At 73.9% G+C, this 25,420-nt stretch carries 24 protein-coding genes; 17 read left to right on the forward strand and 7 right to left on the reverse strand.

Annotated elements, in window-relative coordinates; all coding sequences use genetic code 11:
• Window positions 1–10: 10 nt before the first annotated feature.
• Both ABD160_RS09950 and ABD160_RS09955 read right to left on the reverse strand, forming a co-directional pair.
• Window positions 11–1,606: a flavin-containing monooxygenase gene (locus tag ABD160_RS09950; RefSeq protein WP_344020725.1), complete on the reverse strand. Its 1,596-nt coding sequence runs from the start codon at window positions 1,604–1,606 to the stop codon at window positions 11–13.
• Window positions 1,603–2,544 carry an alpha/beta hydrolase gene (locus ABD160_RS09955; protein ID WP_344020726.1) on the reverse strand — a complete coding sequence of 314 codons (942 nt, stop codon included), beginning with the start codon at window positions 2,542–2,544 and terminating at the stop codon, window positions 1,603–1,605. The genes ABD160_RS09950 and ABD160_RS09955 overlap by 4 nt, the downstream gene beginning before the upstream one ends.
• Before the next feature lie 119 nt (window positions 2,545–2,663).
• Between ABD160_RS09955 and ABD160_RS09960 the strand changes: the two genes are divergently transcribed.
• The 6 genes from ABD160_RS09960 to ABD160_RS09985 all read left to right on the forward strand — a co-directional run bounded on the left by ABD160_RS09960 (window position 2,664) and on the right by ABD160_RS09985 (window position 8,786).
• Window positions 2,664–3,272, forward strand: a complete 609-nt coding sequence (locus ABD160_RS09960) for a phosphoribosylanthranilate isomerase (RefSeq protein WP_344020728.1) — start codon at window positions 2,664–2,666, stop codon at window positions 3,270–3,272.
• 61 nt (window positions 3,273–3,333) lie between these two features.
• Window positions 3,334–4,485, forward strand: a complete 1,152-nt coding sequence (locus tag ABD160_RS09965) for a CaiB/BaiF CoA transferase family protein (RefSeq protein WP_344020730.1) — start codon at window positions 3,334–3,336, stop codon at window positions 4,483–4,485.
• A 182-nt stretch (window positions 4,486–4,667) separates the two neighbouring features.
• Window positions 4,668–4,949 (forward strand): metal-sensitive transcriptional regulator, encoded by a 282-nt coding sequence (locus tag ABD160_RS09970; RefSeq protein WP_344020732.1) that lies wholly within the window; start codon window positions 4,668–4,670, stop codon window positions 4,947–4,949.
• A gap of 41 nt (window positions 4,950–4,990) precedes the next feature.
• A complete protein-coding gene (locus ABD160_RS09975; RefSeq protein ID WP_344020734.1) occupies window positions 4,991–5,203 on the forward strand; it encodes a heavy-metal-associated domain-containing protein in 213 nt (70 codons plus the stop codon).
• Window positions 5,204–5,283: 80 nt separating this feature from the next.
• Window positions 5,284–6,189: a COG1361 family protein gene (locus ABD160_RS09980; RefSeq protein ID WP_344020736.1), complete on the forward strand. Its 906-nt coding sequence runs from the start codon at window positions 5,284–5,286 to the stop codon at window positions 6,187–6,189.
• On the forward strand, window positions 6,186–8,786 hold the full coding sequence (locus ABD160_RS09985; RefSeq protein ID WP_344020738.1) for a heavy metal translocating P-type ATPase: 2,601 nt from the start codon (window positions 6,186–6,188) through the stop codon (window positions 8,784–8,786). Before ABD160_RS09980 ends, ABD160_RS09985 begins: the two co-directional genes overlap by 4 nt.
• Window positions 8,787–8,798: 12 nt before the next feature.
• On the opposite strand, the gene ABD160_RS09990 is transcribed toward ABD160_RS09985, so the two are convergent.
• Complete coding sequence (locus ABD160_RS09990; RefSeq protein WP_344020740.1) at window positions 8,799–9,248, reverse strand: SRPBCC family protein; 450 nt, start codon at window positions 9,246–9,248, stop codon at window positions 8,799–8,801.
• Window positions 9,249–9,482: 234 nt separating this feature from the next.
• On the opposite strand from ABD160_RS09990, the gene ABD160_RS09995 reads away from it, so the two are divergent.
• From ABD160_RS09995 to ABD160_RS10015, 5 genes are all read left to right on the forward strand, one after another.
• The gene (locus ABD160_RS09995) at window positions 9,483–10,610 is read left to right on the forward strand and encodes an NDMA-dependent alcohol dehydrogenase (RefSeq protein ID WP_344020742.1); all 1,128 of its coding nucleotides are present in this window, start codon (window positions 9,483–9,485) and stop codon (window positions 10,608–10,610) included.
• Window positions 10,607–12,220 (forward strand): AMP-binding protein, encoded by a 1,614-nt coding sequence (locus tag ABD160_RS10000; RefSeq protein ID WP_344020744.1) that lies wholly within the window; start codon window positions 10,607–10,609, stop codon window positions 12,218–12,220. The genes ABD160_RS09995 and ABD160_RS10000 overlap by 4 nt, the downstream gene beginning before the upstream one ends.
• Window positions 12,213–12,932 carry an SDR family NAD(P)-dependent oxidoreductase gene (locus tag ABD160_RS10005; protein ID WP_344020746.1) on the forward strand — a complete coding sequence of 240 codons (720 nt, stop codon included), beginning with the start codon at window positions 12,213–12,215 and terminating at the stop codon, window positions 12,930–12,932. Before ABD160_RS10000 ends, ABD160_RS10005 begins: the two co-directional genes overlap by 8 nt.
• A gap of 23 nt (window positions 12,933–12,955) precedes the next feature.
• Complete coding sequence (locus ABD160_RS10010) at window positions 12,956–14,122, forward strand: acyl-CoA dehydrogenase family protein (protein ID WP_344020749.1); 1,167 nt, start codon at window positions 12,956–12,958, stop codon at window positions 14,120–14,122.
• A 73-nt stretch (window positions 14,123–14,195) separates the two neighbouring features.
• Complete coding sequence (locus ABD160_RS10015; protein WP_344020751.1) at window positions 14,196–14,774, forward strand: TetR/AcrR family transcriptional regulator; 579 nt, start codon at window positions 14,196–14,198, stop codon at window positions 14,772–14,774.
• A 53-nt stretch (window positions 14,775–14,827) separates the two neighbouring features.
• On the opposite strand, the gene ABD160_RS10020 is transcribed toward ABD160_RS10015, so the two are convergent.
• The 4 genes from ABD160_RS10020 to ABD160_RS10035 are packed head-to-tail and all read right to left on the reverse strand — an operon-like array spanning window position 14,828 to window position 19,144.
• Window positions 14,828–15,865 carry a 5-methyltetrahydropteroyltriglutamate--homocysteine methyltransferase gene (locus ABD160_RS10020; RefSeq protein WP_344020753.1) on the reverse strand — a complete coding sequence of 346 codons (1,038 nt, stop codon included), beginning with the start codon at window positions 15,863–15,865 and terminating at the stop codon, window positions 14,828–14,830.
• Window positions 15,866–15,907: 42 nt separating this feature from the next.
• Window positions 15,908–16,792, reverse strand: a complete 885-nt coding sequence (locus ABD160_RS10025; protein WP_344020755.1) for a fumarylacetoacetate hydrolase family protein — start codon at window positions 16,790–16,792, stop codon at window positions 15,908–15,910.
• A 10-nt stretch (window positions 16,793–16,802) separates the two neighbouring features.
• Window positions 16,803–17,882: a cupin domain-containing protein gene (locus ABD160_RS10030; protein WP_344020757.1), complete on the reverse strand. Its 1,080-nt coding sequence runs from the start codon at window positions 17,880–17,882 to the stop codon at window positions 16,803–16,805.
• Complete coding sequence (locus ABD160_RS10035) at window positions 17,879–19,144, reverse strand: FAD-dependent oxidoreductase (RefSeq protein WP_344020759.1); 1,266 nt, start codon at window positions 19,142–19,144, stop codon at window positions 17,879–17,881. Before ABD160_RS10035 ends, ABD160_RS10030 begins: the two co-directional genes overlap by 4 nt.
• Window positions 19,145–19,202: 58 nt before the next feature.
• Here ABD160_RS10035 and ABD160_RS10040 point away from each other — a divergent pair, with 58 nt between their 5' ends.
• From ABD160_RS10040 to ABD160_RS10065, 6 genes are all read left to right on the forward strand, one after another.
• The gene (locus ABD160_RS10040; RefSeq protein ID WP_344020761.1) at window positions 19,203–20,003 is read left to right on the forward strand and encodes an IclR family transcriptional regulator; all 801 of its coding nucleotides are present in this window, start codon (window positions 19,203–19,205) and stop codon (window positions 20,001–20,003) included.
• A 215-nt stretch (window positions 20,004–20,218) separates the two neighbouring features.
• Entirely contained in the window at window positions 20,219–21,184 is a 966-nt protein-coding gene (locus ABD160_RS10045) for an ABC transporter substrate-binding protein (protein ID WP_344020763.1), read from the forward strand.
• A 43-nt stretch (window positions 21,185–21,227) separates the two neighbouring features.
• Complete coding sequence (locus tag ABD160_RS10050; RefSeq protein ID WP_344020765.1) at window positions 21,228–22,124, forward strand: ABC transporter permease; 897 nt, start codon at window positions 21,228–21,230, stop codon at window positions 22,122–22,124.
• Window positions 22,121–22,960, forward strand: a complete 840-nt coding sequence (locus ABD160_RS10055) for an ABC transporter permease (protein WP_344020767.1) — start codon at window positions 22,121–22,123, stop codon at window positions 22,958–22,960. The genes ABD160_RS10050 and ABD160_RS10055 overlap by 4 nt, the downstream gene beginning before the upstream one ends.
• Window positions 22,961–22,965: 5 nt before the next feature.
• A complete protein-coding gene (locus tag ABD160_RS10060) occupies window positions 22,966–23,784 on the forward strand; it encodes an ABC transporter ATP-binding protein (RefSeq protein ID WP_344020769.1) in 819 nt (272 codons plus the stop codon).
• 14 nt (window positions 23,785–23,798) lie between these two features.
• A complete protein-coding gene (locus ABD160_RS10065; protein WP_344020771.1) occupies window positions 23,799–25,415 on the forward strand; it encodes a thiamine pyrophosphate-binding protein in 1,617 nt (538 codons plus the stop codon).
• Window positions 25,416–25,420: the final 5 nt, after the last annotated feature.

Raw genomic sequence — 25,420 nt, forward strand, 5'->3', positions numbered from 1 at the left:
AGGCCCGCGGTCAGCCCGCGGTCAGGGCGAGGCCCGGGTAGCCCCGGTCCCGCTCCCCCGCCAGCTCGCCGCGGTAGGCGCCGATGCCCGCCATGTAGAACATCACCGCCTGCCGCTTCCCCGGGATGTTCGCGCCGAAGATCCACGAGTCGGCCTTCGGGAACAGCGTCGCGTCGGCGATCTCCCGGCAGGTCCGGTTCCAGCGCTGCTCGGCCTCGGCGGTCGCCTCGATGATCGGCGTGCCGCGCCCGCGGGCCTCCTCGATCAGCGCGGCGATCCACTCCACCTGGGACTCGATGCTCGGCGGCAGGTTGGTGAAGGGCCCGTTCGGGCCGAGGATCATGAACATGTTCGGGAACCCGGCGGTGGTCACGCCGAGGTAGCTGCCCGGTGCCTCGGCCCAGTGCTCGGCGATGGTGCGCCCGCCGCGGCCCCGGATGTCCATCCGGACGTAGTTGCCGTCGACGGCGTCGAACCCGGTCGCCAGCACGAGCACGTCCAGCTCGTGGAAGGTGCCGTCGGCCAGCCGCACGCCGGTCGGCTCGACCGCCGCGACCGGGTTCTCGGCGACGCTGACCAGCGTCACGTCGTCCCGGTTGAACGTCTCGTAGTAGCCGTTGTTGCACAGCGGCCGCCGCGCGTAGAGGTCGGTCGGGGTCAGCAGCCGGGCCGTCTCCGGGTCCCGGACGATCTCGGCGATCTTGCGCCGGATGAACCGGGCCGCCTCCTCGTTCGCCTGCGCGTCGGTGGCGATGTCGCAGAAGGTGCCGAACATGAAGCGGAACCCGTTGCCGATGTCCCAGTTCTCCTGGAACACCCGCTCCCGCTCGGCGCCGGAGACGCTCATCGCCGGGACGGTGCTCTCCTCGAACCCGAACGCGACGACCGAGTTGCGGACCTGCTCCCAGATCTCGTCGTAGCGGGACCGGACGTCGGCCAGGTAGCGCTCGTCGACCGGGCCGTTGCCGGAGGGCACGCTGTACTGCGGGGTGCGCTGGAACACGGTGAGGTGCCGGGTGCGCGGTGCGGCGGCGCAGATGAACTGGGTCCCGGTGGAGCCGGTGCCGAGCACGCCGACCCGGCGGTCGTCGATCCGCAGGTCCGCCGGCCAGGCCCCGGTGTGCGCCACCACGCCCTCGAACGAGTCGAGCCCGGGCAGGTCCGGGACGTTGATCCGGGACAGCAGGCCGAGCGCGGTGACCACGTAGCGGGCCACGATCCGCTCGCCGCCGTCGGTGAGCAGCGTCCACCGCCCGCTCGCCTCGTCGAACCGCATCGACTCGATCCCGGTCTCCAGCCGGATGTCCCGGGCCAGGTCGTGCCGGTCGACGACGGCCTGCAGGTAGCGCAGGATGTCGGGCTGGTCGAGGTAGCGGCTGGTGAAGTCCCACTCCTGCAGCAGCTGCTCGTCGAACGAGTAGCGGTAGACGTAGCTCTCGGTGTCCGACATCGCGCCGGGATAGCGGTTCCAGTACCAGGTCCCGCCGACGCCGCCGGCCCGGTCCACGCAGAGCACGGATAGCCCGAGATCGTCGCGGAGCTTCTTGAGCATGTACAGGCCGCCGAACCCGGCGCCGATCACCACCGCGTCGAGCTCGGCGCTCATGCCGCCACCCCGGCGCGCCGCGACCGGTACCACTCGGCGATCGCCGCGATCTCGGCGTCGGCCTCCCCGCCGCGGCCGGCCGCGAACGGGAAGACGTGCTGCAGGCCGTCGACGACCGACAGCGTGGCGTCCACCCCGGCGAGCCGGGCCCGCTCGGTGAAGCGGACCGCGTCGTCCAGCAGCACCTCGGCGCCGCCGGCGTCCACGAACACCGGCGGGAACCCGGTCAGGTCGGCGTGCAGCGGGTTCGCCAGCGGGGTGGCCGGGTGCACGGCCGGGCCGTCGCCGGTGTCGCCCAGCACCCCGGCGATCATCCCGGCCAGCAGCGGCACCGTGACCAGCGCGTCGGTGTCCGCGTTCGACTCCAGCGTCTTGCCGGTGTTCGCCATGTCCAGCCACGGCGAGAACGCCACCACCGCCCCGGGCAGCGGCCGGCCGCGCTCGCGCAGCGCGAGCGGGATCGCGATGGCCAGGTTGCCGCCCGCGGAGTCGCCCGCGGTGACGACGTCGGCGGCGGCGATCCCCCGCTCCAGCAGCCCGTCGAAGGCGGCGACCCCGTCGTCGACCTGCGCCGGGTGCGGGTGCTCCGGCGCGCGGCGGTAGTCGAGCACGAACGCGGTCGTGCCGAGCGCCTTCGCGAGGTGCCCGGCGAGCTTGCGGTGGCTCGCGGCGGACCCGACGGCGAACCCGCCGCCGTGGGTGAACAGCACGACCCGGCCGAGGTCGGCGCCCACCGGCAGCGCCCAGATCCCGGGCACCCCGCCGACGACGTCGTCGGCGTAGGTCACGTCGGTGGGCTCGGCGGTGGCCTGGTGCCACTCGTCGAACAGGCTGCGCAGCAACCGGATGTCGAGATCCGGCCGGCCCGCCATCACGGCGGACCAGTCGGCGTAGAGGTTCCGCAGGGCCTCGGCCCCGGGGGACGGCGCGTCGCTCATGCGGCACTCCTTCGTCTGGGTCGGCGTTCTCCGATCGGCACGACATCCAGACTGTGACCGGCATCGCAGCGTCCGAGGTGTTCCGATCCGGTACACGGGGCGCACGTAGGGTCGGCCGTGTGTTCGTGAAGGTGTGCGGCCTGCGCAGCGTCGACGACGTCCGGGCGGCCGGGGCGGCCGGTGCCGACGCGGTCGGGTTCGTGCTGCACCCGGCCAGCCCGCGGTACGTCGATCCGGAGCTCGCCCGCGAGCTGGTGGCGCACGTCCCGGAGCCGGTGCTGTCGGTGGTCGTCGTCGCCGAGCACGCCGCCGACGACGCCGCGCGGATCACCCGGGAGATCGGCGCCGACGTGCTGCAGCTGCACGGCGGCTACACCGCCGAGGACTTCGCGCGGGTGGCCGGCCGGGGCGTCCGCTCGTGGCGGGCCACCTCGCTCGCCGACGACCCGCAGCCGCGGGTGGGCCGGTTCGGCGAGGAGGCGCTGCTGCTCGACTCGCCGCGCGCCGGGTCCGGCGAGACCTGGGACGTCGAGGCGCTCGATCCGCCGCCGGCCGGGCACTGGCTGCTGGCCGGGGGCCTGGACCCGGACAACGTCGCCGGCGCGATCCGCCGCATCCGCCCCTGGGGGGTGGACGTCTCCAGCGGCGTGGAGCGCACCCGCGGCGTCAAGGACCACAGCAGGATCGCCGAGTTCGTCGCGGCGGCCCGCTCGGTGCACACCCGATGACCGCGCGACACACCTGCTGCAGCGGGTGCGCAGGACTGCGAAGGGGTGTGCGGTGGGGCGCGTGAGTCTTCCGCTGGACGGGATCGTGGTGGTGTCGTGCGAGCAGGCCGTGGCGGCGCCGCTGGCGACCCGGCAGCTCGCCGACCTGGGCGCCCGGGTGATCAAGATCGAGCGCCCGGGGAGCGGTGACTTCGCCCGCGGCTACGACGAGACGGTGCAGGGCATGTCCAGCCACTTCGTGTGGCTGAACCGTTCCAAGGAGTCGGTCGCGCTGGACCTGAAGGACCCGGGCGACCGGGCGACGATGCTGCGCCTGCTGGAGCGGGCGGACGTGTTCGTGCAGAACTTCGCGCCGGGCGCCGCGGAGCGGCTCGGGCTCGGCGCGCCCGCGCTGCGCGAGCGCTTCACCAGGCTGGTGACCTGCTCGATCTCCGGTTACGGCTCGTCCGGGCCGTACCGCGACGCGAAGGCCTACGACCTGCTCATCCAGTCCGAGGCCGGGCTGGTGTCGATCACCGGGTCACCGGACGCGCCGGCCAAGAGCGGGATCCCGGCGGCCGACATCGGCGCCGGGATGTACGCGTTCTCCGGGATCCTCGCCGCGCTCTACGAGCGGGAACGCACCGGCGAGGGATCCGACCTGGAGGTGAGCCTGTTCGACTCGCTCGTCGAGTGGATGGGCTATCCGCTGTACTACGCCGGCTACGGCGGCACCCCGCCGCAGCGCACCGGGACCAGCCACGCCGCGATCGCCCCGTACGGCACGTTCAGCGCGGGCGACGGGACCGACGTCGTGCTGTCGATCCAGAACGAGCGGGAGTGGGCGACGTTCTGCGAGATCGTGCTGGGCCGCCCCGAGGTGGCGACCGATCCGCGGTTCGCCGGCGGCGGGCGCCGGGTGGCGCACCGCGAGGAGCTGCACGCCGAGATCGCCGCCGTGTTCGGCGGGCTGACCGGCGAGGAGCTGCTCCGGCGGCTGGCCGCGGCCCGGATCGCGCACGCGCGTCAGCGGGAGCTGCCCGAGGTGCTGGAGCACCCGCAGCTCACCGCGCGGGACCGGTGGACCGAGATCGGCAGCCCGGTGGGGCCGCTGCGTGCCACGCTCCCTCCGATCGGCATCGCCGGGCGGACGCCCAGGATGGGCCCCGTCCCCGCGGTGGGTGAGCACACCCGGGCCGTCCTCGACTGGCTCGCCGAGGACACCCGGATGTAGACGGCCCCACCGGCTGCGGCGTCTGAACCGGTAGGGCCTGCACCGGTCGGCGCGCCCGGGCCCGTCGACCAGTATGACGGGTGGTTACCCGCCTCGACGGTTCCCACACACAACGCGCCTCCCCGGTTCGACACCGATACCCCCCAGGGGTATGGTCGTGGTGCGGACGGAGGAGGTACGCGATGCACGGTTACACCGACAACAAGGACGCGCACATCAAGCGCATGCGCCGGATCGAGGGCCAGGTCCGGGGGATCAGCAAGATGATCGAGTCGGACAAGTACTGCATCGACGTCCTGACCCAGGTCTCGGCCGTCAACAAGGCCCTGGAGGCCGTCGCGCTCGGCCTGCTCGACGAGCACCTCAAGCACTGCGTCGCCGACGCCGTCGCCGAGGGCGGCGAGCTCGCCGACGAGAAGATCGAGGAGGCCAGCGCCGCCATCGCGCGCCTGGTCCGCTCCTGAACACCCCGCTCCCCGCGGGCACGCACGAGGAGGAAACGCCCATGAGCACCGCCACCTACACCGTCACCGGCATGACCTGCCAGCACTGCGTCAGCTCGGTCACCGAGGAGATCGAGGAGATCTCCGGCGTGACCGGCGTGGCCGTCGACCTGCCCACCGGCGCCGTCACCGTCACCGGCGAGGGCGAGATCCCGGCCGAGGCGGTCCGCGAGGCCGTCCGCGAGGCGGGCTACGAGGTCACCGCCGGGGCCTGAGCCGGGCCCCGTCCACCACCCGGTGCGGGTCACGGCACGGCGCCGTCCACCCGCATCGGGTCCTACCGAGGGACCGAACGATGCACACAGCCGTTCGGCTGACCGTCTACGGGGCGGCAGTCGTCCTGCTCGCCGTCGGCGCCTACGCCGCGGGCACCTCCGCCGGTGCGTCCACCGACCACCTGCGGGCGCCCGCCGCGCACGCCCCCGCTCCGGACGCCGCGGCGGACCCGCAGCAGCCCGGCGGGCTGGCGAGCACCGCGGGCGGCTACACCCTGGAGCCGCTGACGCCGGTGCTGCCGGCCGGCACCGGGGCCGAGATCGCGTTCCGGATCACCGGGGCCGACGGCGCCGCCGTCACCGACTTCGACGTCACGCACGAGAAGCGGATGCACCTGGTGCTGCTGCGCCGCGACACCGCGGGCTTCCAGCACCTGCACCCCACGATGTCCGGCGACGGCACCTGGCGGGTGCCCGCGATGCTCGACGGCGGCGGCACCTACCGGGCCTTCGCCGACTTCGTCCCGGCCGGCGGCGCACCGACGACGCTCGGCGTCGACCTGTCCGCGCCGGGCCCGTTCGAGCCGGTCACCCCGCAGCCGAGCCGGGTCGCCGAGCTGCCCGGCGGCTACCAGGTCCGGCTCGACGGCGAGCTCGCGCCGGGCGCCACCGCGCCCCTCACTCTGACCGTCACCCGGGACGGGCGGCCGGTCACCGACCTGCAGCCGCACCTGGGCGCCGCCGGGCACCTGGTCGTGCTGCGCGGCGGGGACCTCGGCTACCTGCACGTCCATCCCGAGGACGCGCCCGGCACCGGCCCGGAGATCACCTTCCACGCCGAGGTCCCGTCGGCGGGCACCTACCGGCTGTTCCTCGACTTCCGGCACGACGACGCGGTGCACACCGCCGAGTTCACCGTCCCGGCCGGCGGGGCGCCCGCCCCCGACGGCGACGGGCACGCACACGACGAGGGAGGCCACCGATGACCACGGCGACGACCATGGCTCTGCCGCAGACCGACACCCCGGTCCACGAGATCGAGCTGTCCATCGGCGGCATGACCTGCGCCTCCTGCGCGAACCGGATCGAGCGCAAGCTCAACAAGCTCGACGGCGTGACCGCCACGGTCAACTACGCCACCGAGAAGGCCAAGGTCACCGCGCCGGACGGGATCGCCACCGAGCGGCTCGTCTCGACCGTGCAGGCCGCCGGGTACAGCGCGACCCCGGTCCGCGCGCCGCAGGACGATCCCGCGAGCGACGGGGCCGGGGACGGCGAGGGCGAGGGCGAGGGCGAGGGCGAGGGCGAGGACACCGCGGCGCTGCGCGAGCTGCGGCACCGGCTGGTGGTGTCCGCGCTGCTCTCGCTGCCGGTCGTGGTGCTGGCGATGGCGCCGCCGCTGCAGTTCGTGAACTGGCAGTGGCTGTCGCTGGTGCTGGCCGCGCCGGTGTGGGCGTGGGCCGGGGCGCCGTTCCACCGGGCCGCCTGGACGAACCTGCGGCACGGCGCGGCCACGATGGACACCCTGGTGTCGCTGGGCACGACGGCCGCGATGGCCTGGTCGGTCTACGCGCTGTTCCTCGGCACCGCCGGGATCCCCGGGATGGTGCACCCGTTCGAGCTGTCGATCTCGCCCTCCGACGGCGCCGGGAACATCTACCTGGAGGTCGTCGCCGGGGTCACCACGTTCCTGCTGGCCGGGCGCTGGTTCGAGATGCGGTCCAAGCGCCGGGCCGGTGCCGCGCTGCGGGCGCTGCTGCATCTCGGCGCGAAGGACGTGCTGGTGCTCCGGGACGGCGCCGAGGTGCAGATCCCGATCTCCCGGCTCGCGGTCGGCGACCGGTTCGTGGTCAAGCCGGGCGAGAAGATCGCCACCGACGGCCGGGTCGTCGAGGGCCGCTCCGCGGTGGACGCCTCGATGCTCACCGGCGAGTCGGTGCCGGTCGAGGCGACCGTCGGCGACGCCGTGGTCGGCGCGACCGTGAACGCGGGCGGCCGGCTCGTCGTCGAGGCCACCCGGGTCGGGTCGGACACCCAGCTCGCCCAGATGGCGCGGCTGGTGGAGGACGCGCAGAACGGCAAGGCCGCGGTGCAGCGGCTGGCCGACCGGATCTCCGGGGTGTTCGTCCCGGTGGTGATCGTGGTCGCCGCGGTCACCCTCGGGTTCTGGCTCGGTGCCGGGGCGGGCACCGCGGCGGCCTTCACCGCCGCCGTCGCCGTCCTGATCATCGCCTGCCCCTGCGCGCTCGGCCTCGCCACGCCGACCGCGCTGCTGGTCGGCACCGGCCGCGGCGCCCAGCTGGGCATCCTGATCAAGGGGCCGGAGGTGCTGGAGTCGACCCGCCGGGTGGACACCGTGGTGCTGGACAAGACCGGCACCGTCACCACCGGCGCGATGTCGCTGGTCGGGGTGCACACCGCCGACGGCGCAGCCGGTGCGGCCGGGGTGAACGGTGCCGCAGGTGCCGAGGGTGCGGCCGGCGCCGACGGTGCGGCCACTGCGTCCGGCGCCGACGGTGCGGCGGGTGCCGGCAGTGCAGCCACTGCGGCCGGTGCCGATGGTGCCGCCGGTACCGACAGCGCGGCCGGTGACAGCGCGGCCGGTGCCGACAGCGCGGCCGGTGACAGCGCGGCCCGTGCCGACAGCGCGGCCGGCGCCGACAGGGCGGCCGGTGCCGACAGTGCCGACAGTGCCGATGGCGCCGCGGAGGCGGCCGAGGCGACGGCGCTGCGCCTCGCCGGGGCGCTGGAGCGGGCCTCCGAGCACCCGATCGCCGCCGCGATCGTCGCGGCCGCCCGGGACCGCGTCGGCGAGCTGCCCGAGGTCACCGCCTTCACCAACCACGAGGGGCTCGGCGTGCAGGGCGTCGTCGACGGGCACGCGGTGCTCGTGGGCAGGCCCCGGCTGCTGGAGCAGTGGTCGATGCCGCTGACCGGCGCGCTCGCCGACGCCGTCGAGACCGAGACCGCGCAGGGCCGGACCGCGGTCGCGGTCGCCTGGGACGGGCAGGCCCGCGCGGTCCTCGTCGTCGCCGACACGATCAAGCCGACCTCCGCCGAGGCGATCGCCGAGTTCCGCAGGCTGGGCCTGGTCCCGGTGCTGCTGACCGGGGACAACCACGCCGTCGCCGCATCCGTCGCGGCCGAGGTGGGGATCGACCCGCAGGTGGTGGTCGCCGACGTGCTGCCGGAGGAGAAGCTGGCCGTCATCGAGCGGCTGCAGGCCGGCGGCAAGGTCGTCGCGATGGTCGGCGACGGCGTCAACGACGCCGCCGCGCTCGCCCGGGCCGACCTGGGCCTGGCCATGGGCACCGGCACCGACGTGGCGATCGAGGCGTCCGACATCACCCTGGTCCGCGGCGACCTGCGGGCCGCCGCGGACGCGGTGCGGCTGTCCCGGCGGACCCTGGGCACGATCAAGGGCAACCTGTTCTGGGCGTTCGCCTACAACACCGCCGCGATCCCGCTGGCCGCGATGGGCCTGCTGAACCCGCTGATCGCCGGTGCGGCGATGGCGTTCAGCTCGGTCTGCGTGGTCGCGAACAGCCTGCGGCTGCGCCGCTTCCGCGCGCACGCCGTCTGAGCGCGCCCCCGGTCAGGACTCGGCGAGGGCCGCCAGCCGGTCCAGCGAGGCGCTGAGCATGTCCGCCGTGGTGGCCCGGGCCCGGACCAGACGGTTCGAGTCGGTCAGGTCGGTCCAGTCGTAGGTGTGCACGACCCGGGTGCTGCCGTCGTCGAGCGGCTCCAGCTCCCAGCGCCACAGGTGGCCGGGCTGCCGGCGGCCCGGCTCCGAGGGCCGCCAGGCGATCAGCCGGCCCTCGGTGAACTCGACGACGTGGTTCTCCCGGACGCTGCCCTGGGTGAGCAGGGTCGAGAACACCTCCCCCACGCCGCGGACCCGTTGCCCGGGGGCGGCCTCGGCGAGGTTGTCGTTGCCGTCCCACTCCGGCTGGCGGGCCGGGTCGGCGATCAGCTCGAACAGCTGCGCCGCGGGTGCGGCGACGACGCGGTGACTGGTGATGACGGTCGGGGCTGCTTCGCTCACCGGGGCAGTCTGCCATCTCCCGCGCCCGGCTGAGTCCGTTTCCGGCACGACCGGTACACGATCCGAACTGACAATGCATCTGTGACCCGTACTGCCTGGTGAAACCATCCGTCGGGCCGTCGGAATATCTGCGTACCGATCGGTCCAAGACTATTGCGATCAGGACGGCCCGGATGTTCTCCTGAGCCGGCAGGCCACCGCGACGGAGCGGTGCCGCCACCGGAGGAGGATCCGATGAGGACGACACGAGGCGCGATCTGCTGGGAGCCCGGAGCCGGCAAGGGCTGGGCCGTGGAGGACATCGAGCTCGGCGACCCGCGTCCGGACGAGGTGGTGGTGAAGCTGGCCGCCTCCGGGCTGTGTCACTCCGACGACCACATCGACTCCGGTGTCTACGTCGGCCTCGATCCGATGCTCGGCGGCCACGAGGGCGCGGGCGTCGTCGAGGAGGTCGGTTCCGCGGTGACCGGGCTCGCCCCTGGCGACCACGTCGTGCTCGCCTTCATCCCGTCCTGCGGGCGGTGCTTCTCCTGCGTCTCCGGCCGCACCCACCTCTGCGACCTGGGCGCGCACCTGTTCGGCGGGGTCGCGCTGTCCGACCGGACGCACCGGGTCACCGCGCGCGGCCGCGGCGTCGGCACGATGTGCCTGCTCGGGACGTTCGCGCCGTACGCCGTGGTGAACGAGGCCAACGTCGTCAAGATCCGCGAGGACGTGCCACTGGAGAAGGCGGCGCTGGTCGGCTGCGGCGTCACCACCGGCTGGGGCTCGGCGTTCCACACCGCGGGCACCGAGCCGGGCGACACGGTGGTCGTCGTCGGCGCCGGCGGCATCGGGATGAACGCCGTGCAGGGCGCCCGCTACGCCGGGGCCCGCGACATCGTCGCCGTCGACACCGTGGAGTTCAAGCGTGACCGGGCCAAGGTGTTCGGTGCGACGCACACCGCCGCGTCGGTGGCCGAGGCGTTCGAGCTGGTCCGGGAGCTGACCCGGGGCACGATGGCGCAGCGGGTCGTGCTCACCACCAGCACCGCCGACGGCGCGCTGATCGAGCCGTGCCTGCAGCTGGCCGGCAAGCGCGGGGTGCTGGTGATCACCGCGATCGCACCCGGCGACCAGCTGAAGGTGGATCTCGACCTGTTCACCCTCACCTGCTACGAGAAGCAGATCCGGGGCGGGCTGTTCGGGTCGGCGAACCCGCGGATCGACATCCCGCGGCTGCTCGACCTCTACGCCGAGGGCGAGCTGAAGCTCGACGAGCTGGTCACCGCCACCTACACCCTCGACGAGGTCAACCAGGGCTACCGGGACATGCTCGACGGCCGCAACGTGCGCGGGCTGATCCGGTACGCGGACCTGTGACCGTCTGGGACGACGTCGAGCGGGGCCTGTCCCGGGACCCGGCGACCGGGCTGAACACCGCCCAGGAGGCGTGCGGCCGGTGGACCGCCGACCCGGGCCGGCTCGCACTCGTCGTCCGGCACCCGGACGGGTCGCGGGAGCGGTGGACGCACGCCGAGCTGTACCGCGCCGCCGCCCGCGCGGCCGGGGTGTTCGCCGGGGCCGGGCTGCGCCGCGGGGACCGGGTCGCCGCGCTGCTCGGCCGCCAGGTGGAGAGCTGGATCGTGGCGCTGGCGGCCTGGCGCAGCGGGCTGGTCCTCGTCCCGCTGTTCGGCGGGCTCGGCACCGACGCGCTGGCCTACCGGCTGCGCACCTCCGGCACCCGGTTGCTGGTCGTCGACCACGCCCGGCGGGCGGCCGCGGCGGCGGCACTCGCCGCCGCCGACAGCGACGCCGTCGTCCTCACCGTCGCGGCCCGGGACGGATCGCCGGTCGCACCGGGCGACACCGACTTCCGGGCCGCGCTGGCCGCCGCCGACGACGGCCCGGACCGGCACACCTCGGCCGCCGACCTGGCGACCCTGCTGTTCACCAGCGGGACCACCGGCGAACCGAAGGCGTGCACGATGCCGCACTCGGCGCTGCTGTCGGTGCTGCCGTTCGCCCGGTACTCGCTCGGGGCCGGGCCGCGCAGCACCGTGTTCACCGCCGCCGACCCGGGCTGGGCCTACGGGCTCTACTCGACCGGCGCGGCGCCGATGGCGCTCGGCTCGCCCCGGGTGCTCTACAGCGGCGACTTCGATCCGCAGGCGTGGTGGCGGGTGGTCCGCGAGGAGTCGGTGACCTGCCTGGCCGCTGCCCCCAGCGCGTACCGCAGGCTGCTCGGTCCGCTGCGCGAGCACGGCGCCCCGGCGACGCTGCAGGTGGCCGCGGCGGCGGGCGAGCCGCTGGACGCCGGGACCGCGACCGGCTGGCGGAGCGCCGGCGGGCCCGCCGTGCGGGACGGCTACGGGCTGACCGAGGTCGGCATGGTGCTCGCCGACCTCGCGGACGGGACGCCGCCGGAACCCGGCACCCTCGGCGGCCCGGTACCGGGGTTCGACGTGCTGCTGGTCGATCCGGCCGGCGACCCGGTCGAGCCCGGCGCGGACGGCCTGATCGCCGTGCGGCGGCCCCGCCACCAGCTCTGCGACGGCTACGAGAACCGGCCGCAGGCGTGGGCCGAGCGCCTGCGCGGCGACCTGTTCGTCACCGGCGACCGGGCCGCGCCCGCACCCGGCGGGCGGTGGCGCTTCCTCGGCCGGGCCGACGACATGATCGTCGCCTCCGGCTACAACATCGGCCCGGTCGAGGTGGAACGGGTGCTGGCCGACCACCCGGCGGTCCGGGAGGCGGCCGCCGTCGCCGGGACGGGGCCGGGCGGGGCCACCGTCGTCCGCGCCGTCCTGGTCCGCGACGCCGATCACCCGCCGGCCGAGGTGCTGGAGGGCGAGCTGCGCGACGCCGTCCGGCAGCGGATCGGGGCGCACGCCCGGCCGCGACTGTTCAGCTATGTCGAGGCGTTGCCGCGCAACGAGGTCGGCAAGCTGCAACGGGCCCGGTTGCGGATGCAGGACGGCAGCCGTGGGTGAGCCGCGCACCACCCTGGTCACCGGGGCGTCCCGCGGGATCGGCGCCGGGATCGCCCGGCTGCTGCTCGACCGCGGCGGCCGGGTCGCCTGCACCTCGCGATCCGGGCACAGCGCCGTCAGCGAGCAGGCCGGCGGGCGGACCCTCCCGATCGCGCTGGACCTGACCGATCCGGCCGGCCCGGAGCACGCCGTCGAACGGGTCCGGGAGCACTGGGGCCGGCTCGACTCGCTGGTGCTCAACGCCGGCGTCTGGCACGGCGGCCGGTTGTCCACGATGGACCCGGACCTGTGGTGGGAGGTCGTGCGGACCAACCTCGGCGGGACCGCGGCGCTGGTCCGCGCCGCGACCGGGCTGCTCACCCGGGGGACGGAGCCGAGCATCGTGCTGGTCGGGTCGGTGGTCGGCGAGGTCGGCTTCGCCGGGGACACCGCCTACGCCGCCGGCAAGGCCGCGCTGGTCGGGTTCGCCCGCTCGCTGGCCAAGGAGCTCGCCCCGGACGGGGTGCGGGTCAACGTGCTCGCCCCCGGCTTCGTCGAGACCGACATGACCTCGGCCGTCCCCGACCGGTCGCGGCAGCGGATCGCCTCGGCGACCCTGCTCGGCCGGTTCGGCACCGTCGACGAGATCGCCCGCGCCGCCGTCTTCCTCGCCGACGACGCCACCTTCTGCACCGGCTCGGTGCTCACGGCCGACGGCGGCTGGTCCCTGTGAACCCTTCAGGAGGTACCCCGATCATGGCCACCGGCCTGCCCGACGACGAGTACACCGCGCTGCGTGAGCGGGTGTTCGACACGATCTGGTCCGTGCTCGATCCGCTGGAGCGCGAGATCGAGGACACCGAGCGGATCCCGCTCGACGTCGTCATGCCCGCGCTGCGCTCGTGCGGCGCGCTCGGGCTGATCGTCCCCCGCCGCTACGGCGGCTCCGGCCTCTCGATCGCCCAGTACCTGCCGATCCTCGCCGAGTTCGCGAAGATCCAGGGCGGCATCCGGACCCTGGTGCACGTGCACAACTCGTTCGCGCACGCGCTGTCCGAGATCGGCGACGAGCAGCAGCGCGCGGAGATCCTGCCCGGCGCCGCCACCGGTGAACACTCGCTCGCCTTCGCGCTCACCGAGCCGGGCAACGGCACCGGGATGGACCTGTCCACCACCGCCCGGCGGGACGGCGAGGACTACGTGATCGACGGCCGCAAGTGGCTGATCACCAACTCCGACATCGCGTCGCACTTCCTGGTGCTCGCCAGGACCGGGCCCCGGGACGTGTCAGCGATCATCGTCGGCCGGGACACCCCCGGCCTGACCATCGCCGCGCTGCCCGAGACGATGGGCTGCAAGGGCGCCGAGCACGGCGAGCTGACCTTCACCGGCGTCCGGGTCCCGGCCACCGGCCTGGTCGGCACCGAGGGCGACGGGATCGCGCACCTGGAACGCGCGCTGGAGATCAGCCGGGTGTTCATCGCGGCGTCGTCGCTGGGGACCGCGACCCGGGCGTTCGACCTGTCCCGGTCCTACGCTGAGCAGCGGGTCACCTTCGGCCGGCCGATCGCCGAGCGCCAGGCGGTGCAGCGCTACCTCGCCGAGATGGCCGTCGACATCTACGCGCTGCGCGGGATGCTCGCCGACGTCGCCGCCAAGTGGGACCGCGGCCGCCGCATCCCGGCCGAGGCCAGCCTGCTCAAGCAGTTCGGGCTGGAGGCCGTCGGCCGGGTCACCGACCGGGCGCTGCTGGTGCACGGCGGCATCGGCTACACCCGGGCGCACCCGATCGAACGCCTCTACCGGGACGCCCGGCTGAACTGGCTGGAGGAGGGCCCGCCCACCGTGCAGTACCTGGTCGCGGCCCGCGCGCTGCTCGACGGCTACACCTTCGACGACGCCTTCGATCCGCTGCCGGTGTGAGGCCACCGGGCGGGGCACTAGCCTCGTCGCCGGGCCGGGTACGGCGAGACGGGGACAGGAGCGGGGGCGGGCGATGACGGTGATGTCGTACGACGTCAACCGGCGACGGGTGATCGCGGTCGCGGCGGAACTGTTCGCCCGCAACGGCTACCACGGCACCGGGATCGCCGAGCTCGGCCGCGCGGCCGGGCTCGGCCGGGGCGCGCTCTACCACTACATCGGCAGCAAGGAGGCCGTCCTCTACGCGATCAGCAAGGACCAGGTCGACTCGATGAACGCGGCCGCCGAGGAGGTCCTCGACCGCGGGCTGCCCGCCGACGAGCTGCTCCGCGAGATGGCCCGGGTGCTGGTGCGCAACATCTCCGACCACCGGTCCGAGTGGGCGGTGTTCTTCCGCGAGTACCGGGCGCTGACCGGGGAGCGGCGGGACGCGGTCGTCGCCGCCCGGGAACGCTACGAGGGCTACTGGCGCCAGGCCCTCGACCAGGGCGTGCGCAGCGGGCTCCTGCGGCCGACGCCGCGGCTGCTGGTGAAGGGGCTGCTCGGGATGCTGAACTACACCTACCTGTGGTTCACCCCGGACGGCGACCTGAGCCCGGAGGAGCTGGCCGATCTGTTCCTGGACGCGCTGATCGACGGCATCCGCCGCTGAGCCGGGGCGCGTCCGGCCCGGGTGTCACGGTCCCGGGCCGGGCGCGCCGGGCGTCAGGCGGCGAGTTCGGCGCGCAGGATCCGCGCGGCACCGGACATCGCGCGCATCTTCCCGTCGGCGACGGCGCGCGGGAGGTACTTCATGCCGCAGTCGGTGGCGATGACGATCCGCTCCGGGGTGGTGTGGCCGAACGCCCGGCGCACCCGTCCGGCGACGACGTCGGCCGTCTCCACCTCCGGATCCGACAGGTCGATCACCCCCAGGATGATCGTCTTCCCGGACAGGTCGGCCAGCACGCCCAGGTCCAGCCCGGACTGCGCCGTCTCGATCGACACCTGATCCACCGGACAGTCCGCCAGCTCCGGCAGGAACGAGTACCCCTCCGGCCGCTCGTGGATGATCGCCGCGTACCCGAAACAGATGTGCACCGCCGTCGTCCCCGACACACCCTCGAGCGCCGCGTTCAACGCCGCCAGCCCGTACGCCCGCGCCGCATCCGGCCGCGCCTGCATGTACGGCTCGTCGATCTGCACCACGTCCGCACCCGCCGCGTGCAGGTCCCGGATCTCCGCGTTCACCGCCGCCGCATAGTCCATCGCGGCCGCCTCGGCGTCCGGGTAGTGGTCGTTCTGCGCCTGCTGGCTCATCGTGAACGGGCCCGGGATGGTGATCTTCGTGGTCGCCCGGGTGTGCTCCCGCAGGAAGCGCAGATCGTCGACCTGGACCGGGCCGCGGCGGCGGATCGGGCCGGTGATCCGCGGGACCGGGTTCGGGTGCCCGCTGCGGTCCAGGGCGGTGCCCGGATTATCGACGTCGACGCCGTCCAGCGCGGTGGCGAGATGGTTGGAGTAGCTCTCCCGGCGGACCTCGCCGTCGGTGACGATGTCCAGCCCGGCCTCCTCCTGGGCCCGGATCGCGACCAGGGTCGCGTCGTCGAGCGCCTCGGGCAGCAGGTCCGGCGCGACCCGCCACAGCTCCTTGGCGCGGACCCGCGGTGGGAACCGGTCGGCGAGCCGGGCGCGGTCGATCAGCCACTCCGGCTGGGCGTAGCTCCCGACCAGCGAGGTGGGCAGCAGGGGCAGGGCGGTCACGGCTCCGGAATTCACGGTTCTCCTGGGGGTCGGCGGGGCGGATCAGGTGACGGTGACGTCCATGGCGCCGATCCGGCTGATGCTCATCTCGAGCTTCTCGCCGGACGAGATCGGCCCGACGCCCGGCGGCGCGCCGGTGAACAGCAGGTCACCGGGGTTCAGGGTCATGATCGACGAGGCGTAGGCGACGATCTGCGCGACCGGGACGACGAGATCGCGGGTGTTCACCGACTGCCGGGTCTCGCCGCCGCACACCAGCTCGATGTCCAGGTCGGAGCCGTCGCCGATCTCGTCGGCGGTGGCGATCCACGGCCCGAGCGGGGTGAAGGTGTCGTAGCTCTTGCGCCGCGACCGGTCGGCGGCGCTGCGCACGGTGATGTCCAGCCCGGCGGTGAAGCCGAGCACGGCGTCGAGTGCGGACTCCGCCGGGATGTCCCGGCCGCCGCGGCCGATCACCACGACCAGCTCGGACTCGTGGTGCACCTCGTGCCCGGCGGCGACGACGTCGGGCGGCAGCACGATCGACGCGCCCGGCCCGACCACCGACGACGGGGCCTTGAGGAAGATGTCGAAGTTCATCATCCAGGACTCGACCCGGCCCAGCGTGCGCTCCTGGACGTCGTGCATCTCGGCGACGTGGTCGGCGTAGTTGGACGCCGCGGCGACGATCTTGGACGGGCCGAGCACCGGCGCCCGCACTGCGGTCCCGGACAGCGGGACCGGGGTGCCGGCCGCGGCGGCGTCGGCGAGCGCCGGGCCGAGTGTGTGGAAGTCCCGGCACAGACCGCGCCACCAGCCCGCGGTGACCGGATCGGGATCGTGCGGCCAGGGCAGGGCGGCGGTGACGTCGACGAGGGTCCCGGCGGCGTCGTCGACCACGCCGAGCCGGGCCGCCCCGTCGGCGCTGTCGAACAGTGCGATCTTCACGGTGGTCTCCTCAGCGGGGGGTGAAGCGGTCGGTGACGGCCTGCGGTCCGGCGAGCGTCTGCTCCCGGTAGATCCCGAGTGCACGCAGGATCGGGGCGTCGCTGAGCACGAACAGGTCGGCCTGCTCGTCGGCGGCGTGCTCGACGGCGGACCAGGACGGGACGACGAACATGTCCCCCGGGCCCCAGTCGAACCGCTTCTGGTCGATCACGCTGGACCCGCGCCCCCGGTACACGACGACGACGGCGTTCCCGGCCCGCCGCACCGGCGCGCTGCGGGCACCGCCGCGGACCCGGTGCACCGCGCAGGACAGCGTCGGCAGCACGCTCGCGCCGGTGACCGGGTTGGTGAACTCGACGACGGTCAGCGGATCGTCGTCGAGCGCGGCCAGCTCGGTGAGCCGGGCGTCGGTGTCGGTCCACCGGTAGACCAGCAGCGGCGAGTGCGCCGGATCGAGCGGCCCGTCGACGTGACCGGCGTGCAGTCCGCCGCCGGTGTGCGCCCGCTCGGAGCGGTTGTGCTCGGCCGGTTCGGGCTGCTGCTCCCCCGGCCCGGGATAGCCCTCGAAGAAGATCGCGTCGAGCGCCTCGACGACCGGCAGGTCCAGGCCGTCGAACCAGAACATCTCGGAGTCCCCGCCGTTGACGTGGTCGTGCCAGGCGTAGGCGGGGGTCAGCACGAGATCGCCGGGGTGCATGTCGCAGGCGTCACCGTCGACGGTCGTCCAGACGCCGGAGCCCTCCAGCACGAACCGGATCGCGCCCGGCGAGTGCCGGTGCGCGGGCGCCGACTCGCGCGGGCCCAGGCACTGCAGCGCGCCCCACAGCGTCCCGGCGGCGTAGGGCAGCCCGCCGAGGCCGGGATTCTGCAGGCTGAGCACCCGCCGCTCGCCGCCGCGCTCGACCGGCACCAGCCGGATCGCGCGCCGGGCCAGCGGCTTCATCGTCTCCGCGGACCACAGCCAGGGCACCGCGCGCGGCCGCGGCGCCGGGGTGAGCAGCTGCTCGGTGATCGTCCACAGCGGACGGAGGTCGACCGCGTCGAGATCGCGGTAGAGCTCGTCCAGCTCGGTGTCGGCCGATGCGGTCATCGCAGTCCCTCCAGCTCCAGCTCGGCGGGCGGCGTCCCGATGCCGAAGCGCTGCACGCTCTCCAGCAGCGAGACCCGGCGGATGTAGGCGCGGGCGCGCTCCGGGTCGGCGGCGATGGCCCGCATGTCGTCCTGGTGGCGGCGGCGCACCGACTCGTCGCGCTCGCGCAGCCGGTCGGTGTTGCGCTGGGTGTCGGCCTGCACGTACTCGACGGCGACGGTGCGCCGGATCCGGTCGTAGGTGTCCAGTTCGGACTCCGGATCGGCGCCCTCGCGCAGGATCCGGGCGATCCGGCGGGTGGCGTCCATCGCGTCGTGGATGCCGGAGTTGAGCCCGACGCCGCCGATCGGCGAGTTGATGTGCGCGGCGTCGCCGGCCAGCAGCACCGGGCCGGACCGGAACGACGACGCGACCCGCTGGTGCACGCCGTAGACCTGGTGGTCGATCACCGGGTAGCCGCCGGGGCGGTGCGCGACGGCCTGCAGCTGGCCCTGCAGCAGCTCCGGGTCGCGGGCCTCGTCGTCGGTCAGGCCGGGCGGGACCGGCCACACCACCCGCCACGACTCGGGGGTGCGCAGGATGAACAGCCACTGCTCCGGGTCCGCCACGTAGTTGACGTGCCCGAGATCGGGCAGCAGCTCCTGCAGGTCGACCGACGTCGAGGTGATGGCGAACCGCTCGGGGTAGGTGAAGCCGTCGAACTCCACGCCGAGCGCGCCGCGCACGGTGCTGCGCGGCCCGTCGGCGCCGATCACGTAGGACGCGGCGATCTCGCGCTCGCCGTCCGGGCCCAGCACGGTGAGCAGTGCGCCGCCGTCGTCGAGCCGCAGGCCGGTCAGCCGGGTGCCGAACAGCAGCTGCGCGGTGGGCTCGGTGCGCAGCCGGTCGTGCAGCATCCGCACCAGGTGCTGCTGGTTGAGCTGCAGCCGGTAGGGGTAGCGGGTCGCGTCGGAGAGCAGCCGGAAGTCGAACTCGGCGACCAGCCCGTCGCGCCGGTCCCGGAACTGGTAGGTCGGCACGACGAGACCCTCGTCGTGCATCTGCGCGGTGATGCCGATGGTGTCGAGCAGCTCCAGGGTGGCCGCGTGGAAGGTGCTCGCCCGCCAGTCCGGCCGCGGCTCGTCGTTGAGCTCGAGAAGCACGACGGGGACACCGGCGCACACCAGCGCCGCGGCGGCCGTCATCCCGACCGGGCCACCCCCGACGACGGCGACGGGCCGCTCGCCGGGCGGGACCGGAGGGAGGGCTGGGTCACGGGTCATGCGGCGAGGTTAACCAGAGTTTTCCGGTATTGAGCACACTCTCGGCTACAGTTCCGCTATGTCGAACGAACTGCCGCAACCGACGGAACCGGGCATCGGATCACCGACCACGTCCGCGGACAACGTCCTGCTGCTGCTCCAGCTGATCGGCGAGCGCCAGGCGCTGCGCGTCGCCGAGGCGGCCGAGCTGCTCGGCGTCGCCCGGTCCACCGCGCACCGGCTGCTCACCACGCTGCGGCGGCGCGGGTTCGTCAGCCAGGACCGGCCCAACGGCGCCTACCGGCCGGGCCCCGCGCTCTACGAGGTCGGGCTCGCGGCGGTCAGCCGGATCGACATCCGGCGGGTGGCCCGCCCGGTCCTGGAGCAGATCCAGCAGGAGACCCAGGAGACGGCCAGCCTCGCCGTGCTGGAGGGCGCGACGATCCGGTTCGTCGACTGTGTGGAGAGCCCGCGCTCGGTGCGGGTCGGCAACCGGACCGGGGTGGTGCGGCCGGCGCACGCCTCCGCGGTCGGCAAGGCCATCCTGGCCGGCCTGCCGGACGAGGAGATCGACCGGCGCTATCCCGGCGACGAGCTCCCGGCGGCGACCACGCCGGCCGCGATGACGTCCGCGGCCGACCTGCGCGCCGAGCTCACCGAGATCCGCGCCCGCGGGTTCGCGGTCAACTGGGAGGAGAGCTCGGACGGCGTCTGCGCGGTCGCGGTCGCGCTGCGCGACACCCTCGGGCACCCGCTGGCCGGGCTCGGCGTCGCCGCCCCGATCAGCCGGACCGGCTCCCGGGAGGCCATCACCGACTTCGCGCCGGTCGTGCTGCGCGCCGCCGATCTGGTGCGGGAGAGATTGCGGCGCCCGCACTAGCCTCTCGCTTGAATCGGTGCAATTCGACACTGCGGAATAACACCGAATATAAGTCCACATACGTAGACAGTTGCACGGTACCGACTTACTGTGACTCGCATCTCGACCGGCGATCCAGGAGGCGCGAACCGCCCTCCGACGAGCTGACCTCCGGCACTGCGGCGCCGGTCCGCTCCCCTGCCGCAGTGGCCGCAACGACGCGTTCTGGAGGAACTGTGCGCAAGCGACTGATGGCCGGTGCCCTGGCGGCCACGATGTTCGTGGCGACCGCCTGCGGCACCGGCGGGGCAGGCGGTGCCGACGGCGACCTGCGCGAGGTGACCGTCAACATCGTCCCGTTCTCGCCGAACGCCGTGCTGTTCCTCGGCATGGAGAAGGGGATGTTCGCCGAACGCGGGATCGAGGTGAACATCCAGCGCGCGGCGTCGCCGGTGCCGGTCGTGGCCTCGCTCGTCGCCGGGCAGGCCGACTTCGGCTTCGTCACCACCCCGGTCCTGATCAACGCCAACCGCGAGGGCACCCCGGTGCAGTGCGTCAGCCCGATCGACGGCCAGGTGAGCCCGGACCGCGACGCCAGCGCGCTGGTCGCCTCCGCCGACAGCGGCGTGCAGGACCTCGCCGACCTGGCCGGCCGGACGGTCGCCGTCGTGCAGCTCGCCAGCATCAACCTGATCGGCGCCAAGAAGATGATCGAGGACGCCGGCGCGACCGGCACCGAGTTCGTCGCGATGCCGTTCCCGCAGATGCCCCAGGCACTCGCCGACGGCCGGGTGGACGCCGCGGTGATCACCTCGCCGTACGTCGAGCAGGCCGTCGACGCCGGCGCGGTCACCCTGGCCAACCCCAGCTCGGACCTGCTGCCCAACAGCACCATCTACTGCTACGCCGCGACCGCGCAGGCACTGGAGCGCGATCCCGAGCTGGCCCGCGACTTCCAGGCCGCGATGACCGAGGCGATCGAGTACGCCCGCGACAACGAGCCGGAGACCCTGGACACCCTCGTCGAGCACCTGGACCTGTCCCCCGAGGAGGCCAGGGCCCAGGTGATCCCGAGCAACTGGGTGCCCGAGATCAACGTCGAGTCGATCGGCACCATCCAGGACCTCATGGCCGAGCAGGGCGCGATCGACAGCACCGTCGAGCCCGGCGACCTGGTCTGGCAGCCGGGCGCGACCGGATAGGCCCGACCCCGCCCACCACAGCTCCGACGACAGGGACTTGCGGATGTCAACCCTCTGGCTCGACTCCCCGCACGGCACCGGTTCCGCCGGTGCCGGCGGGCCGGACGCGGACCGTGCCGCACCACCACGGCGCGAACCGTTCGTCGACGGACCGGTCTTCCGGGCCGGTGCCCGGGTGCTGGTGGTGGCCGTCCTGCTCGGGGCGTGGGAGGCGGTCAGCCGGTCCGGGCTGGTCGACGCCGGCGCCTTCCCGAGCATGACGGCGACGATGGCCGAGCTGGGCCGCCAGCTCGTCTCGGCGGAGCTGTGGACGGCGATCGGCGACACCCTGCGGGGCTGGTCGGCCGGCGTGCTGATCGGGGTCACGCTGGCCGTCTCGGTCGGCACCCTGCTCGGGCTGAACCGCTTCGCCTACCTCAGCGTCATCCCGGTCGTCGAGTTCGTGAAGACGGTGCCGGTCATCGCGATCCTGCCGCTGGCGATCGTCGTGTGGGGCGCGACCACCGAGATGAAGGTCTTCCTGGTCGCCTTCGGCGTGTTCTGGCCGCTGGTCATCCAGGTCATCTACGGGGTGCGCGCGGTCGACCCGGTGGTCCGGGACACCGCGACCGTGCTGCGGCTGCGCGGGCTGCGCCGGTTCAGCACCGTGACCCTGCCGAGCGCCGCGCCGTTCGTCGCCACCGGCATCCGGGTCGCGGCCGCCGTCGGCCTGATCCTCACCATCATCGCCGAGCTGATCGGCGGCGCGGAGGGCCTCGGCCTGAGCATCCTCAGCTCGGTCAACGCCGGGCCCGAGCGGCTGCCCGCCACCTACGCCTTCATCCTCGTCACCGGGGTGCTCGGGGTGCTGGTGACCAGCGCGTTCAGCTGGCTGGAACGCCGCGTCCTGCACTGGCACGAGAGCCAGCGCAACGCCGCCGCGAAGGGGGCCCGAGCGTGACCACCACCCGACCCGGGACCCGACCCGCCCCCGCCCCCGGCCGGCCGGCCCGGCCGCCCGCGTGGCGGCGGCCGCTCACCCAGATCTGGCGGCTCTGGTTCTTCGCGCTCCTGCTGGTGCTGTGGTGGGTGCTGTCCGACACCAGCACCTCCACCTTCTTCCCGCCGCTGCGCGACATCGTCACCAGCCTGTACCAGCTGTGGATCGTCGGCGACGCCCGCAGCGAGCTGTGGTCCAGCCTGGGCCACTTCGCGATCGGCTACCCGCTCGCCGGGCTGCTCGGCGTCGGCATCGGGGCGCTGCTGTGGCGCTTCCACCGGCTCGGGCACGCCGTCTCCCCGGTGCTGTACTTCGTCTACGTGGTGCCGACCGCGGCGCTGCTGCCCGCGATCGTCGCGCTGATGGGCATCGGCTCGTCGATGAAGGTCACGATCATCGTGCTCGCCGCGATCTGGCCGACCCTGCTGAACACCCTGGACGGCATGCGCGGCGTCGACCCGGTCAAGCTCGACACCGCCCGGGTGCTGCACATGTCGCCGGCCCGCACGGTCGCCACCGTCGTGCTGCCGGGCGCGATGCCGCAGATCATGGCCGGGCTGCGGCACAGCCTGCAGATCGCCGTGATCATGATGGTGGTGAGCGAGCTCATCGCCTCCCGGGCCGGGATCGGCTTCTTCATCCTCGACGCCCAGCAGCGGTTCGCGATGACCGAGATGTGGACCGGGATCGTCGTCCTGGCCGTCGTCGGGAGCGTGCTGACCGTGGCGTTCATCGCCGTCGAACGTGTCGTTCTCGGCTGGTACATCGGCGCCCGCGCCGTCGAGCAGAAGGGCTGACCCCCATGACCGAACCCCTGACGACGCCGGCCGGGACCGGCCACACCCCGGCGGTCGAGCCGGTGCTGTCCGTGCGGTCGCTGCGCAAGAGCTACAACACCGGCCGGCCCACCGAGCGGCTCGCCATCGACGACGTCACGTTCGACGTCGGCCTCGGCGAGTTCGTCTGCGTCGTCGGTCCCAGCGGGGCGGGCAAGACCACCCTGCTGCGCTGCCTGAGCGGGCTGCTGCCGCCGACCACCGGCGAGGTCCGGTTCGAGGGCACCCCGCTGGACTCGGTGCCGGAGCGACTCAGCGTGGTGTTCCAGGACTACAGCCGCTCGCTGTTCCCGTGGCTGTCGGTGAACCGCAACGTCGCCGTCCCGCTGAAGGTGGCGGGGGTCGGCCGCGAGCAGCGCGACGAGCGGATCGCCGAGGTGCTGCACGCCGTCGGACTCGGCGACGTCGGCCGCAGCTACCCGTGGCAGCTCTCCGGCGGGATGCAGCAGCGGGTCGCGATCGCCCGCGCGCTCGCGCACCGGCCGGACATGCTGCTGATGGACGAGCCGTTCGCCTCGGTCGACGCGCAGACCCGGTTCGACCTGGAGGACCTCATCCTGCGGGTGCGCGCCGAGCTCGGCATCACCGTCGTGCTGGTCACCCACGACATCGACGAGGCCGTGTACCTGGCCGATCGCGTCGTCGTCCTCAGCGGGGCGCCGAGCCGGGTCGCCGAGATCGTCGACGTGCCGCTGGAGCAGCCGCGCTCGCAGCTCGCGACCCGGTCCGGCGAGGCGTTCGGAACCCTGCGCCGGCACCTGATGGAACTCGTCACCCACCCCTGACCTCCGGAGGACCCATGTCCCGGCCTGCCGCACAGGCGCTGCTCGACGTGCTCCGCGACTGGGGTGTCGATCGGCTGTTCACCTGCCCCGGGAGCACCGAGGCGGCCGTGCTGGACGCGCTCGTGCACCGCAAGGACGTCGAGCCCGTGCTCACCACCCACGAGGGCGTCGCCGTCTCGATGGCCGACGGCCTGGCCCGGGTCACCCGGGAACCGGCCGTCGCCTACCTGCACGCCAACGTCGGGCTCACCAACGGCCTGAGCCACCTCTACGCGGCCCAGCTCGGCTACTCCCCGGTCGTGCTGCTCAACGGGCTCAAGCCGTCCTCGATCCAGGCCCGCGAGGGGTTCACCACCGGGCGCCGGATGCGCGACCTGGTGCACCAGTACGTGAAGTCGGACTGGCAGTCGCTGAGCAGTGCGGCCGTGCCCGAGGACGTCAACCGGGCCGTGCGGACCGCCCTCACCGAGCCGGCCGGGCCGGTCTGGGTCGGGATCGGGCAGGACCTCCTGGAGGACGACGAGCCGGTGCCGGTCCCCGAGGCCGCCCGGTTCCGCTTCGACTCGCGCACCGCGCCCGCGGCCGGCCCGGTCCGCGCGGCGGCCGATCTGCTCGTCACCGCGGACCGGCCGGTGCTGGTGGCGGGCAACGAGATCGCCCGGGTGCGCGCGGTCGGGCAGCTGGTCGCGCTCAGCGAGCAGCTCGGGCTGCCGGTGCTGCACGAGGACCGGCGCGGCTTCGAACGCCCCGGCTTCCCCACCGACCACCCGCACTTCCGCGGCCAGTACTCGCCGGACCATCCGCTGGTGCGCGACGCCGACCTGCTGGTGTTCCTCGGTGCCCGGCTGTTCAACGAGTTCGAGCCGGCCCGGGTGCCGCCGCTGCCCGACGGGGTTCCGGTGGTGCACGGCCACGCCGACGCCCGGCACATCGCGATGATCCACGGCGTGGACGTCGGGCTGGTCGGCGACCAGGGCCTGGTCGTCGACGCGCTGGCGGCCGCGCTCGCCGACCAGCGGCCGCGGACGCTCCCGGCTCCGCCGCCGGTCCCGGCGCGCACCCCGTCCGGCGGCGCGGTGCTGCGGCCCGGCGAGGTCGTCGACGTGCTCACCGGTGCGCTGCGCGGCAGCGCGCTGGTCGGTGACGCCACGACCGCGGGCGGCATCCTGCAGCAGCGCGCGCACCAGGCGGGCGGCGACGACTACTTCGTGTCGACGTCCGGCTCGCTCGGCTGGGGCATGGGCGCGGCGCTCGGCATCGCGATGGGGATGCCCGGCCGCCGGGTCGCCGCCGTCCTCGGCGACGGCGTGTTCCAGTTCGGGCTGCCCGCGCTGTGGTCGGCCGCGCGCAGCGGCCTGCCGGTCACCTACGTCGTGCTCAACAACGGCGGTTACGCGGCCGTCGGCTCCGCGCTGCAACGCTTCGGCGGGGACGCGCTCGCCGCCGGGATCTATCCCGGCGTCGACATCTCCGGGCCGCGGATCGCCGACATCGCCACCGGGTTCGGGGTGCCCGGGCGCCGGGTCACCACCCTGGCGGAGCTGCGCGAGGCGCTCGCCGACTGTGCCGGGGCCGAGCGTCCGACGCTGGTCGAGGTGATCACCGAGCCGACGGAGTTCAGCCCGTCCTGACACCC

This window comes from Pseudonocardia kongjuensis, from assembly GCF_039526905.1.
Classification (GTDB): Bacteria; Actinomycetota; Actinomycetes; order Mycobacteriales; family Pseudonocardiaceae; genus Pseudonocardia; species Pseudonocardia kongjuensis.